Source organism: Pseudoalteromonas lipolytica, assembly GCF_003515105.1.
Taxonomy (GTDB): Bacteria; Pseudomonadota; Gammaproteobacteria; order Enterobacterales; family Alteromonadaceae; genus Pseudoalteromonas; species Pseudoalteromonas lipolytica.
The window spans coordinates 353,548-366,833 of the sequence record NZ_CP032091.1; the positions used below are offsets into that span (position 1 = coordinate 353,548).

At 41.8% G+C, this 13,286-nt stretch carries 9 protein-coding genes; 6 read left to right on the plus strand and 3 right to left on the minus strand.

Annotation, left to right across the window (positions count from 1 at the left end; genetic code table 11):
- The first annotated feature begins 28 nt into the window (after window positions 1-28).
- Entirely contained in the window at window positions 29-2,710 is a 2,682-nt protein-coding gene (locus D0907_RS17890; RefSeq protein ID WP_118844952.1) for a PKD domain-containing protein, read from the plus strand.
- 40 nt (window positions 2,711-2,750) lie between these two features.
- Here the strand turns inward: D0907_RS17890 and maiA are convergent, their stop codons facing one another.
- Both maiA and hmgA read right to left on the minus strand, forming a co-directional pair.
- Entirely contained in the window at window positions 2,751-3,380 is a 630-nt protein-coding gene (gene maiA / locus D0907_RS17895; protein WP_118844953.1) for a maleylacetoacetate isomerase, read from the minus strand.
- Entirely contained in the window at window positions 3,380-4,687 is a 1,308-nt protein-coding gene (hmgA, locus tag D0907_RS17900) for a homogentisate 1,2-dioxygenase (protein ID WP_118844954.1), read from the minus strand. The genes maiA and hmgA overlap by 1 nt, the downstream gene beginning before the upstream one ends.
- A gap of 103 nt (window positions 4,688-4,790) precedes the next feature.
- Between hmgA and D0907_RS17905 the strand changes: the two genes are divergently transcribed.
- The 5 genes from D0907_RS17905 to D0907_RS17925 all read left to right on the plus strand — a co-directional run bounded on the left by D0907_RS17905 (window position 4,791) and on the right by D0907_RS17925 (window position 9,716).
- Window positions 4,791-5,246, plus strand: coding sequence for a MarR family winged helix-turn-helix transcriptional regulator (locus D0907_RS17905; protein ID WP_244223169.1), 456 nt, complete (start codon window positions 4,791-4,793; stop codon window positions 5,244-5,246).
- Between the two features lie 96 nt (window positions 5,247-5,342).
- Window positions 5,343-6,155: a hypothetical protein gene (locus tag D0907_RS17910; RefSeq protein WP_036972731.1), complete on the plus strand. Its 813-nt coding sequence runs from the start codon at window positions 5,343-5,345 to the stop codon at window positions 6,153-6,155.
- Window positions 6,155-7,195, plus strand: a complete 1,041-nt coding sequence (locus tag D0907_RS17915) for an extracellular solute-binding protein (RefSeq protein ID WP_118844956.1) — start codon at window positions 6,155-6,157, stop codon at window positions 7,193-7,195. Before D0907_RS17910 ends, D0907_RS17915 begins: the two co-directional genes overlap by 1 nt.
- On the plus strand, window positions 7,195-8,694 hold the full coding sequence (locus D0907_RS17920) for an ABC transporter permease (protein WP_036972726.1): 1,500 nt from the start codon (window positions 7,195-7,197) through the stop codon (window positions 8,692-8,694). The genes D0907_RS17915 and D0907_RS17920 overlap by 1 nt, the downstream gene beginning before the upstream one ends.
- An 11-nt stretch (window positions 8,695-8,705) precedes the next feature.
- Entirely contained in the window at window positions 8,706-9,716 is a 1,011-nt protein-coding gene (locus tag D0907_RS17925; RefSeq protein WP_118844957.1) for an ABC transporter ATP-binding protein, read from the plus strand.
- A gap of 398 nt (window positions 9,717-10,114) precedes the next feature.
- Here D0907_RS17925 and D0907_RS17930 read toward each other — a convergent pair whose 3' ends face one another.
- The gene (locus D0907_RS17930) at window positions 10,115-13,276 is read right to left on the minus strand and encodes a TonB-dependent receptor (RefSeq protein ID WP_118844958.1); all 3,162 of its coding nucleotides are present in this window, start codon (window positions 13,274-13,276) and stop codon (window positions 10,115-10,117) included.
- Window positions 13,277-13,286: the final 10 nt, after the last annotated feature.

Below are 13,286 nucleotides of genomic sequence, written 5' to 3' on the forward strand. Positions count from 1 at the left end.
TCATTTTATTTAAATAAAGGGACTCGTGATGAAAACGAATAAACTCAAACTTGCACTTCTAAGCAGTACAATTACTTTATTATTAGCTGGCTGTGGTTCGGACAATGATGAAAATGAACCTGAAGTCGTCGACACTCCCCCCGTCATTCAACTTGATAGCACTGCGAGTGTAAAAGAGGGTGAAAGCACAGAATTATCAGCAACGGTTACCGATGATAACGCGAGTATTAGCTACAACTGGGTACAAGATTCAGGCCCGAATATTACGCTAACGGGAGCAGACACAAACTCTATCAGCTTTATTGCGCCAGCACTTGATAACGACACAGAAGCTATGTTTACGCTTACGGCTACGGACTCAGCAGGCCAAGCTACATCAAAATCAATTACGGTGAGTTTGTTGAATAATGTTGCCCCTAAGGTCTCTGCAGACTTTGGCTCTGCACAAGAAAAGTCGATGGCGACACTCTCAGTAAATGCGACTGATGACGATGGCAGTATTAGCAGTTATAACTGGGAGCAAACAGCAGGGCCCACAGTTACGTTGAGCAGTGCGACTGAACAACAAGTGTCATTTACTTTACCAAGTGTTGCCGAAGATACCGAGCTTAAATTCAAAGTAACAGTTACAGATGATTCAGGCGATAGTACCGAATTAGAACAAAGTTTCATTATAGCGAGTATCGATAACACGTATACCTTAGCGGGTTCAATTACGGGTGATAAGTTTAGTAATGCGACCGTTAATGCAACTTTACTCGGTACTAATTACACACAAACGAGCGATGCTAACGGTGATTTTACGTTTACGTTTACTGTTGACGATGATGAAACGAATCTGTTTAGTCGTATTAATGCTATATCTGCGACTAATTCGAGTCTTGAATACAGTGCATTTGTTTCCGATTTAACTGCCAATGCCCAAGTACAAGCAGCACCCAAAATTAAGGCTAATTTTGCCCATGGTGATGAAGGCGCTAATACGGTAAGTTTAAGCGCTGTTTCTACGGCGTTAGTTGCGCTTATTACAGCGGCAAATGAGGGGATACCACCGGCTGACCTTGAAAGCTTTTCATTGGTAGAAAAAGGGGTTGATCCAGATGTGTTGATTGAAGCTGCAGCCGTCGTGAAATATGCGACCGAAAATGAAGTGACCCTTCCAGAAGGAACGGAAAATTTAATTGATCTTATTGAAAACCCAGACGCTTATAACGAGTTTGTCGCCGCTGTTGAGCAATCAAACCCAGGCGCAATCGAAAATGAAGTTGCAAAAATAATAGCAGATCCAGAGCTAACTCCACCTGTCGATGAATCATCTCTACCTGCTTACTATGTAAGAACATACCCTACAGCAACAGGGTTCCTTTCACGTGGTGGCCAGCAATACACATTTGAAGAAAACGGTATGGGCAAATATGTTCATAGTAGTGGCGCTGTTAATTACAATTGGGCACTTACTGAAGGTGTTATCACACTTGATTTTACTAGTGGTCAGGGCATTATCGGGTTCCTTTCTGTTGATGTCGGCGTTGCTGGGCTTTCTCAGCAACAAGTTGATGATCTTTTCAATGCAGGGATTTATCAAGTTGAAGTCACCTACTCACCTCAAACAGCGACACTTAAAAGGATTGTCGAAGGTGAGAGCATTGATAGTTATCGCTTAACAATGTCACAAACGGCTCAAATGACACCTATTTACTTGGGCGAAAATGTGATTGAAACACCTGAATTTAGCGTTTCAAATGAATCAGATGTCTCAATGAGAAAGCCATATTCAGGCTCTGACCTTGCGTTTAAAGCTGAAGATATGGGAGGCACTTGGGCAATACAACATTATCAAAGTGATAGTGATGATGGGGTTGTCGGATTTGTTTTAGACCCATACGTTTTTTCTGCTGATAATACGGGTAAATTACAAGATGCAGAGACAGCACTTCAGTGGCAAATCGAAGAAGGTGTTCTTAAAGTTACTTTCCCTGATCAGCGATATCAAGAAAGCCGAATTATTGACCAGTTAAATGGTGATTTACAATTACTGAATGTTGCATACTCCGCAGAGGGCGCTGTTATCGCAACTGAAGTTATGTATGGCTTTAAGGTTGACGAAACGAGTGCAGCCGCCGTTGATGTAACAAATGAGCCCGGCAATTTCTGGCAGACTATGATAAATCAGTGGACAAAAGCAAACTGGAAAGATGGCAAGCTAGAGTTTTATTATGAAGGTAACAGCGATAATGGCTTTAATGTGTTTGGCTTTCAGTTAACAAAAACGGATAGTCGCCGTTTAAATCTAGTCAATGGCACCGAGCAAGATTATACCTTAGATGGCGTAAATGTAGGTTGGATGCAAGAATCTAGAGACGTCACGATTAACTATTTTGGTAATTTTTCATGCAGTGATGATATGTCTAAACCATGTCGCAAACGTGAATGGGAGATATTAAAATCTCAACCGGGTGTTGCCGGTGAACGATTATACGTAAAAGAAAAAGACTATTATTTGTTAGATGAAAATGGTTGGTACAATAGCCAAGGTGCGCCTTCTATATTGATTGCTCCACGGATTAATATCTATGAAACAATTCCTGAAAATTATTGGATGCCAGAGACGATGAAGTCGAGTGGATCACCTAGCTTGTTTAATACAACCAGCAGTTCAACAAACTATACGATACTTTCACCTAATAAAGATAAATCATCCGTTAACTAATCCTTGCAGCAAAAGGCCCGATTAAATCGGGCCTTTTAATTTATATTGAATCGGGTTGATTCTGCGGGGCTGCATCAATAAATGCATCAAGTGTATTACAGTGTTCATACACAGCGGCGATTTTTGGATATTTTTTCATATCAACGTTAAAACGCAGTGCATTAAATACTTGAGGCACTAAACAGACATCAGCTAAGGTTGGCTCATTCCCTACACAAAAACGATTACCCTCATCTAACATTTTTTCTATGCTGTCGAATCCGACCTCAACCCAATGCTTATACCACGTGTTCTTAGCCTCATCATCGACACCAAGATCATTGGCTAAGTATTTTAAAACGCGTAAGTTATCAATTGGATGAATATCACAGGCTACGGCGTAACAAAGGTTACGGATCTGTGCTTTTTGCCATGCATCACCCGTCAGTAAAGGGACTTCTGTATGGGTTTCTTCAAGCCATTCTAAAATAGCTAATGATTGCGCTAAAACCCCGTGATCGGTTTCTAACGCTGGCAAAAGGCCTTGTGGGTTTTTTGCCAAATAGGCGTCGCTTTGCTGTTCCGATTTTAATAGATTTACGGTTACAAGTTCATGATCAATGTTTTTTAAATTAAGGGCGATACGAACGCGGTACGCCGCAGATGAACGAAAATAGCTATAAAGTTTCATTATACGTCCTGTTTACCTGTAAAGTGTTTTTTAATAGTTCGCCAACAATCTGTGTAGTTTGCTTGACGCTCTTTACCTTCAAGGGCATATTTTGTTGGTGAAATAACGTAACGTGATTCAAACATAAATGCGAGTGTATTTTCATAGCGTTGTGGCTGTAAATCTGCATTCGATGCTTTTTCAAATACATCAGCTTCAGGTCCATGTGGTGACATACAATTATGTAGACTTGAGCCGCCCGGTACAAAACCGTGCTCTTTGGCATCGTAAACACCTTCGATTAAGCCCATAAATTCACTCATAATATTGCGATGATAATAGGGTGGGCGGAAAGTGTTTTCTGCTACCATCCATCGTGGAGGGAAAATAGCAAAATCTATATTTGCGACACCCTCAGTACCTGAAGGTGACGTAAGGACAGTAAAGATTGATGGATCTGGGTGATCATAGCTTACGGTGTTCATGACATTGAAACGCGCTAAATCATATTTATAGGGCGCACTATTACCCGTCCATGCGACCACATCGAGTGGTGAATGACCAATATCACAACGGAACATGTTACCGTTAAATTTCGCAACTAATTCAAAGTGACCTTCGATATCTTCAAATGCAGCAACAGGGTAGTGGAAGTCACGGTCATTAGCGTAACCGTTTGCACCAACTGGACCACGCTCAGGCAATATGTACGCATGGCCATAGTTTTCACAAATATAACCCCGCGCAGTCTCCGTTAATAAATCAACTGCAAACTTAATGCCTCGTGGAATAACGGCAATTTCACCGGCACGCACTGTTAATTTGCCGCACTCAGTTCTAAGCAGTAGTTCGCCTTGTTGAGGAACAAACAACATCTCGCCATCTGCATTGTAAAAGTAACGGTTATCCATAGACTTGTTAGCAACATAAATATGAATACCAATACCTGTTTGTGCATTTGCGCTACCATTTGCCGCCATTGTGACTAGACCGTCGATAAAGTCAGTTGGTTCTGCTGGGATATCAATCGGATCCCAACGTAGCATCGTCGGTGGTGTTGGTACTTCGGTGATTGGTGCAGTGCGAATTAAACCATTATCAATTGCTGTATAGTCGCCTTGAACAACCGAAGGACGAATACGATAAAACCATGTTCTGCGATTATCTGCACGCGGTGCTGTAAAAGCCGTTGTGCTAAATTGCTCAGCGTATAAATCGTAGTTTACTTTTTGTGGGCTGAACTGACCAATTGGTAATGCACCCGGCAGTGCTTCGGTTTCAAATTCATTACCAAAGCCTGTCATATATTGTAATTCGTTGTTATTCATCACTAGACTCCTGAAAGGTTTTAGGTAAGATACTCTCATGTGAGAGTAAATTCAAATAGGATAGAATTTAACTCTGTAAATATTTTTTGACAGTAAAAAAGCCATGACAAAAGAGATGAAAGCGACATTTGATTTAAACAGTTTTCTGCCCTACACACTCAACAATATTGCAACGCAAATGAGTGAACAATTTAGTGAGCTATATCAAAGCCAATTTGACTTAACCGTGCCACAATGGCGCATTATTGCCAATCTAGCCCAATACGGTCAGCTAAGTGCAAAATCGTTATGTGATTTGGCACACATGGATAAGTCTACGGTATCAAGAGCGGTTAAACGCTTATTAGAAAGAGACATTATAAGCGCCCAATCTGATCCACTCGATAAAAGAGCAACCTTACTGTCATTAACACGTGATGGCAGCGATATGGTTGAAAAAATTAGATCGGTGGCATTAGATTGGCAAGCAGAGATGCTAAAAGACATAAATGAACATGAATATGAAAACTTTATCTCAACGCTGAATAAAGTTTACGATAGCCTCAATAAAAATGTTTAATTCTGTAATCTTAGTGCTGCTACATATTGATTTAGTGAATCGATACGGATATGATAATCGATATCATTTACAATTAGAAATTTGGATGCTCTCCCTATGAAATTAGCGTTAAACACAATGAAGACTTTTGGCCTTAGCCTTGTATTAGCATCAGCATTTATTACGCAACCAGTATTGGCAAATGGCCCAATTGGCGAGCACGTTAATCACCTTAAAGCAAACTTAAAAGATTATTCTGATGATGTTGAGTGGATGATAGCAAAAGTGGATGCTTTAGTGACAGAGTATGAAAAAAATGGCGCTAAGGCTGTTAAAAGCGATGATTTAATTGAGTATTGGGAATCAGTAAAGTTTCACAGTGCCATCGAAACTAATTACGTTCCAGTTTATGCATCTATTTGGCAAAGCATTTATGGTATTAAAATGGCCATCGATGATAAAAAACCTGCAAGCGAAGTACGTCAACACCAGCAGGCACTAGATGCGGCTCTATGGCAGGGGCTAGGGGCTGTTAAATTAGCCGCTGATTTTCAACAAAAAGGCTTATTGAAAGCGGTAAAAGCGACGGCCTCTGAAAACATGACGCAAAGCGCCACTATTGATGAAATTAAACATAAGTTAGACCGCGTTGTGGCAAAATATGCTGAGCGTTTAAGCGACGAAGCGACTCAAATTGTACACGATACTTACCTTCACTTATTTGAAGGCGTAGAAGGTACTCTTATTGAAAAAGACGCAAAACTTGTGGAAGTACTTGAAAAAGATTTTAACGTCACACTTCCAAAAGCCATTTCAGACAAAAAAGACGTTGACCAAGTTAGAAATGTGGTTATTGATATGCAAGAAAAACTTGATCGCGCTAAAGTGCTATTAGAAGAAGCTGAAAAGTCACGTAAGGATGTATTTTAGTGAAACGCAGAACCTTTATTCAAGGGCTGGCTGCGTTAGGGGTAGTGGGCAGCATGCCATTACCTCTTTCTCGTGCTTTTGCCGCAAGCCCAGTAAGCCCAATTTCAGTGAATGACCTACCAGCCCTAGAGGGCGATCTGACTTTATACCTAGGCCGTGGTGAAGGTGGTTTATACGAAAACGTATTGAAATCAATCGAAAAGAAAAATCCAAAACTTAACCTATCGATTCGTCGCGGGCCGACAGCAGCGCTTGGAAATATGATTGTTGCTGAAGCAAAAGCAGGCGTGAAACGGGCTGATTTATTTTGGGCTGTGGACTCAGGTGCAATTGGTTTAATTACCGATGCGGGACTCGCCAAACCGTTACCAGGCGATTTAGAATCGCAATTACAGCCGCAATTTCGCTACCCAGGTTGGGCACCCGTGACAGGGCGTATCCGTACCTTACCCTATAACACGAAGCGCCTCACCAAAGAGCAAATTCCAGATAGCATTATGGCGATAGCCGATAGCGATTTATCAATTGGCTGGGCACCCGCCTATGCATCATTCCAGTCATTTGTAACTGCAATGCGCATTCTTGAAGGCGATGATAAAACCGCTAAGTGGCTTAAAAAAGTCCAGAAACGTTCTAAAACGTATGCCGGTGAATTAGGTGTAGTGATGGCTGTTGAGCGTGGTGAGGTTGATATTGGTTTTGCAAATCACTATTACACACTTAGATTAAAGTCGGGCAAACCTGATGCAAATCTCGATCTTGCCTTCACAAATCAAGACGCGGGTTGCTTAGTTAATGCCTCGGGTGTACTTTCATTAACCGATAACCCGAATGCAATGAACTTTATGCGCTATTTATTAAGTGCAGAAGTACAAAGCTACCTTGCTCGCGAGGCCTATGAAATTCCGCTTATTCAAGGGATTGAACAGCCTTCTGGCTTACCTGCTTTATCAGCAATATCACCACCGAAAGTTGATTTAACACAATTGGCAGATTTAAGGCCAACACTTGACCTTATGCGAAGTAGCGGTGTTCTATAATGCGCATACCTGCTTCATATCCTATGGCGCTGCTTGCAGCGCTTTTGGCGTTAGCGCCTGTTTATATTCTGATCACCTTAGCCAGTGATGCAACAGCTATTTTTGATAGTCATAATTTAAAAATTCTTGGTAATACCTTATCCCTCATGGTGTTAACCGTAATAGGCTCAATTTTAATTGGTGTTCCTCTGGCATTTATTAGTGCCTATGTGCAGCTCCCTTTTAAGAAGTTTTGGCTGGTGTTGTTTGCAGCGCCGCTTGCAATACCAAGCTACATCGGTGCATTTACGCTCTACGCAGCGTTTGGTCCAGGTGGTGAGATAAACCAGCTATTAGGGTTTGAAACCCCACCTATGTATGGATTAACAGGTGCAGCGATTGTGATGACGCTGTATACCTTTCCATTTGTAATGCTGACTACACGTTCATCATTGCTCAGTCTTGATGCGAGCATGGTTAACGCTGCACGCACCTTGGGTATGTCGATGACAATGAGTGTGTTTAGAGTCATATTACCGCGAGTAGTTAATGGGATTGCTGCCGGCTCTTTACTGGTGGCTCTGTATACGTTGTCGGACTTTGGCACGCCAGCTATGATGCGACTTGATACGTTTACCCGTGTGATTTATGTCGAATATAACGCGTTTGGTTTAAGTCGCGCGGCAATGTTATCACTGCAACTAATGGTAATTGTCGGCTTTTTATTGTTTATGGAGTCGCAAATAAAAACGGCCTCAGAGCGTCATGGTCGGCCATTAATGTTATTTCCAACGAATGGTCAAAAGTGCATGATGCTATTAACTTTTGCACCCATTTTGATTTTGGCGATTTGCTTACCGCTCGGTATTTTTTGCGTGTGGTTAGCGCGTGATGGCTTTGCTAATTTTGACTTCAGTATTGCATGGAACTCAGCGTACGCCTCGGGCCTAGCTGCCATTGTTGCTGTAATAGTTGCTGTGCCTGTAGCGCATGCCGCACTGACCGGTAAAGCGGGACGTATTATGGAGCGCGTGACTTATTTTGGTTTTGGTATACCGGGTATCGTAATGGGAACTGCGCTGGTGTATGGTGGATTGCAATTACCAATGTTGTATCAAACTCTTGCTTTATTAGTCATTGCGTATGTATTACGTTTTTTACCGCTTGCAGTTGGTTCTGTCCGCACCAGTACTGAGCACTTAGATTCAAGCTTGGTTAAGTCTGCCAGGGTGTTAGGAGCAAGTCCTCGTGAAGCATTTTTACGCATTACGTTGCCTTTAACCTTACGTGGTATTATTGCCGGGGCTGCGCTTGTTTTCTTAGAATCGATGCGTGAGCTTGAGGCGACGTTGTTACTTGGCCCAACAGGGTTTGAAACCTTATCTACGTATTTATGGCGTGTTTATGAAGCGGGCTATTTTGGTCGCGCAGCGATTCCAGGTTTGCTTCTTGTCGTGATATCAGCATGTGGTTTAGCTATAATGCTGTCCGGTGAAAAACGCAGTCAATTAGAACATTAAGGATCAGTTTAATGCTATCAGTTAGTAAGCTGTCTATCGATTATGGTAGCAATCGAGTGGTAAGTGATCTTAACTTGTCACTAGGCAAAAGTGAGATCCTCATGCTAGTTGGACCAACTGGCTGTGGTAAAAGTACAATATTACAAGCACTCGCAGGGCTTATCCCTATCAGCGAGGGTGAAATTAACTTAGGTTCGTGGCGTGCAACGCCAAAACAAAAAGTTCCGCCTGAAAAGCGCAAAGTGGGTATGGTTTTTCAAGACTTTGCGTTATTTCCGCATTTAACAGTGCAAGAAAATATTTGTTTTAGACTGACAGATTCAGCTAAAGGAGATCATTGGATTGCATTATTGGGTCTTGAAAAGTTTCGCAACAAGAAACCGGCCACGTTATCAGGTGGTCAGAAGCAACGTGTTGCACTGGCACGTACACTTGCGCATGAACCTGATTTTGTTTTATTGGATGAACCCTTATCAAACCTTGACGCGGCATTAAAAGATACGTTGCGATGGGATATTCGCAATGCATTGAAAAAAGCGGGTGTTCCCGCTATTTGGGTTACGCATGATCAAGAAGAAGCATTATCTATTGGTGATAGAGTTGGTGTATTGAAAGAAGGGGTTATTCAACAACTCGACACACCAGAATGTTGTTTTAGTTTACCTAGTAATCGTTTTGTTGCTCGTTTTCTTGGTGAGGCAAGTTTTATTTCTGGAAAGTCGTTAGGTGATATCGCAACAACTGACTTAGGGAATGCGCCGATAATTAAAATAGATCATGACTCAGCCGATGTTGATGTACTTTTGCGCCCTGATGATGTTCATCTTATTCAAAATGCCAGTTCAACCAATGGTAAGGTGACATGGGTGCGCTATGAAGGTGGCAGCCGTTTATGTGCAGTGAAACTTGCATGTGATACGGTTGTGACGAGTCGCGTAAGCCACGAAGTGATTGTCCGCCCAGATGATGAAGTTCATGTGTCAATCAACACCACTCACCCCCTTGCGGTCTATGCAGTTTAAATAAATCATTTATGCAGGTCTTTAAGGCCTGCAACTTCTCTTTTCTATTCTATTTAATACTTGTTCGCACTCATACTTAATCATTTTGATGGGTTAAACCGTTGCTACCTAGGTTAAAATTTGTGTTCTACGACTGCATGGATGCAGGAGGTAGAGCAATGCAGGAGCAATTGCCGAGAACACCTAAATAACGAAACTTTTGCCTTGTTATCATCGAGGCTTGTTGCCTCAGAATAGCTCATTTAATTAAGCGCAATGGTATAAGCTAATTGCTCTAACTTTCTTTTACGCTCTCAAATTTATAAATTAGTAACTAGCAAGAATAATGTTTAAAACGTAAAAAGCCCGCCAGTAGGGGCGGGCTTTAGGCTTTATTTTATAACAAGACTAACTTGTTATTAGAATGTGTAACGAACGCCTACACGCATTTCCCAAACAGAAGCACCACTTTGCGTAGCTGTTTTGCCATTGTTAGGGCTGAAGTCAGAGTAAACATAACGACCCTGATCATCGATTGATGTCTTAATCATACGGTTACCAACAAAGTTACCTTTCTTAAGTACACCCCAGTCATCATTTAGAAGGTTTGTTAAGTTATCGATAACGAAGAACACTTCACCTTTATGACCGTCCATGAACCCAGGTACTTCTTGAGTCATTTTGAAGTTAACTTTAGTGAACCAATCTGCATTTTGGCGGTTACGAGCTGAAATAGTACCGCGCTCTAAACCATTTGCAGAAATCCATTGGTTAAACTCATTAACTTCTTCTGGTGTCATGTCGTAAACAACATTTGGATCATCAACTTCAGGAATATACATTAACTGACGACTACGGTTTGAGTTGCTGTCACCGAATACAGAGTCACTGCCGTTAAACGTGTAGCTATAAGGTAAGCCTTTGTATGTTTCACTGAATAAGTTGAAGCGCGTGTTATAACCATCAAACAGCTCAGTTGTGTAACCAAGAGTCATAGTAAAACGATGCGGGATTTCGTAATCAGAAGTACGGGCACCTGGGTTTTTAGGATCAAATGTTGCCATGTTGCCGTAGTTCGAGCTCGCTACAGAACTTGTCATTGGGTTAACATCTGTAGAGTCTGTATAAGCATACGCAATTTGCATGCTAATGCCGTTATCAAAACGCTTGCTCATAGCCGCAGAGATAATTTGTGATTCACCGCTGTCGCCATTAACGTTTGTTAGTAATAAGTCACCGCTACGGCCTTCAATAGACTCAAGCACTGGACGACCATCAAATGTAGTTTCACCTGAATCTCGTAACGCAATATCTTGTACAATTGCAGCATCTTTACGTTTTGTGAATAAGTAATCTACAGAGAAAACATACTCGTCTTCAGTTGTGTACGTTGCGCCAATAGAGTATTTCCACTCAGATGGCATTTCAAAGTTAGGATCCACGGCATTAACTGATGAATCGCCTGCACCGATTTGAGTGTTAGCAACTTTATCAAATAAATCTTGTGGTACTTCATAACCTGGAGTGCCGCCATTGACGTTTGGTGTGTCAAATAAGTCTAAGCGTGCTTGTCTTTTCGCTTCATCTAGGAAGTAAACACCGTCTACGTCTTTAATACCAGTACTAATGTTCGTGATACCGTCGTTTGAATACGAGTTAGATAGCCATACGTTCGGGTTACCACCTGAGAATAAACCAACGCCTGCACGTACTTCTAATGCATCTGTTGCATACCATTCAAAACCAACACGAGGCTGAATTAAATCAATACCATCAAATGTTGACTGATTGCTGAAACCGTAACGATTAGTAAAGTTTTCGTTGAAGTTTGGCTCATCATCACTTGTGTAGCGGTCGTAGCGTAGACCGAATGTTAATGTTGCGTCTAAATCAGTGAAGCTGTATTCATCTTGTACATAGAAAGTATGTTGAGCATACGAGAAGCTTGCTGCAGCGTCTGTTGGATCATTTGTCGATGCCGCGTTGTTGTAGTACAAGCCACTCGCAATTCCATCTTCGAAATCATCTACTGAGTTAAAACGCCACTCACCTTGCGTGTGCTGTACGAATTGGTTGAACACGTCAAGTTTTTCGTATTCATAGCCGCCAGTGATAGTGTGTTGGTCTAGGTAATAAGTACCCGCAAGTTTCACTGTTGTTGTTTCGTAGTCTAAATCGTTTGATTGACGAGAATCATCTGGACCAATGTAAACTGTACCGCCATCAGACGTACTAATCTGCATTTCACCGAAGCTGCTTGCTGCATCTAAAGATTGTACAGTCGCATCTAATTCAGATTTACCAACGCGGATTTCTGTTGAAAATTGATCAGACCAATCTGAGTAGATTGAACCGATTAATGATGTGAACTCAGCACCTTGCTTGAAGAAATGATTTTCTAAAGCAACAGTATCGCTGTATGCATCAGACTGAGACAGTGTAAAACCATCATTGTAGTTGTAAATTAAGTTTGCACGGTGTGCATCGTTAATGTTCCAGTCTAGTTTTACTAAGATTTTTTCATCTTCTACTGGAGCGCTTGATGGCATACCGCCTGCGTTATAGCCGTATACATCTTGAGCGATTTGCTGAACACGAGTAAGATCTGCAGCAGAAACACTGCCTGTATCTAAACCAGCGTATTCATACTGTTTAACACCTTCAAGCTTTTCATAAGATGTGAAAAGGAAAAGGCTATCTTTAATAAGTGGTAGACCTACGTTAAAGCCATAACGTTTTTCAGTGTAGTTACCTGGGTCAACTTCTCTTCCTTCGATTTTGTCACCTTTCATAGAGTCATTGGTGTAATCGAAGAACATACCACCGTGAACTTCATTGCCGCCTGATTTAGTAACGGCATTGATGTTACATGATGTGAAACCACCGTATTGAACGTCAAAAGGTGCAAGTTCTACTGCAACCTGTTCAATTGAATCAAACGAGAAAGGTGCACGGATTGTCGGGTAGCCGTTTGAGCTTAGGCCGAAGTTATCGTTCATACGAACGCCGTCAAGCGTTAAGCTGTTAAAGCGTGGGTTACCACCACCACAGTTAATTGAACCGCGGCTATCATCTATTGTTACACGTGGGTCAATACGTACGATGTCACGTAAGTCACGGTTGATTGCTGGTTGGTTTTCTAAATCTTCAAGTGTAAACGTCGCTGCTGGACCTGTACCACCCGACATACGGCTGATAGGACGACCTGTAACAACGATTTGTTCTACATCAGTTTGTCTTTCTAACGTAACATTAACAGGGTAGTCAGCACCAACTTGTAGGTTAATGTTGTTAAACGTTTGATCTGCAAAAACGTCAGAATCTACAACAACGCGGTAAGGACCACCTACACGAAGGCCTTTCGCTGTGAAGTAACCCGCATCATTCGTTTCAGTTTCTTTTGTTGAACCTGACGGTAAGTGTACGATTGTAATCTTTGTGCCAGCAGCAGGATTACCGTTTGGCCCTTTAATCTGACCCTTGATAGCAGATGTTGTTTCATTTGCTAACGCTGCACCACTTACACCAACACATGCTGCAATAGCAAGTGACAGGGCTGTTTTGCGGAGTTGGATTTTCATTATGTTATTT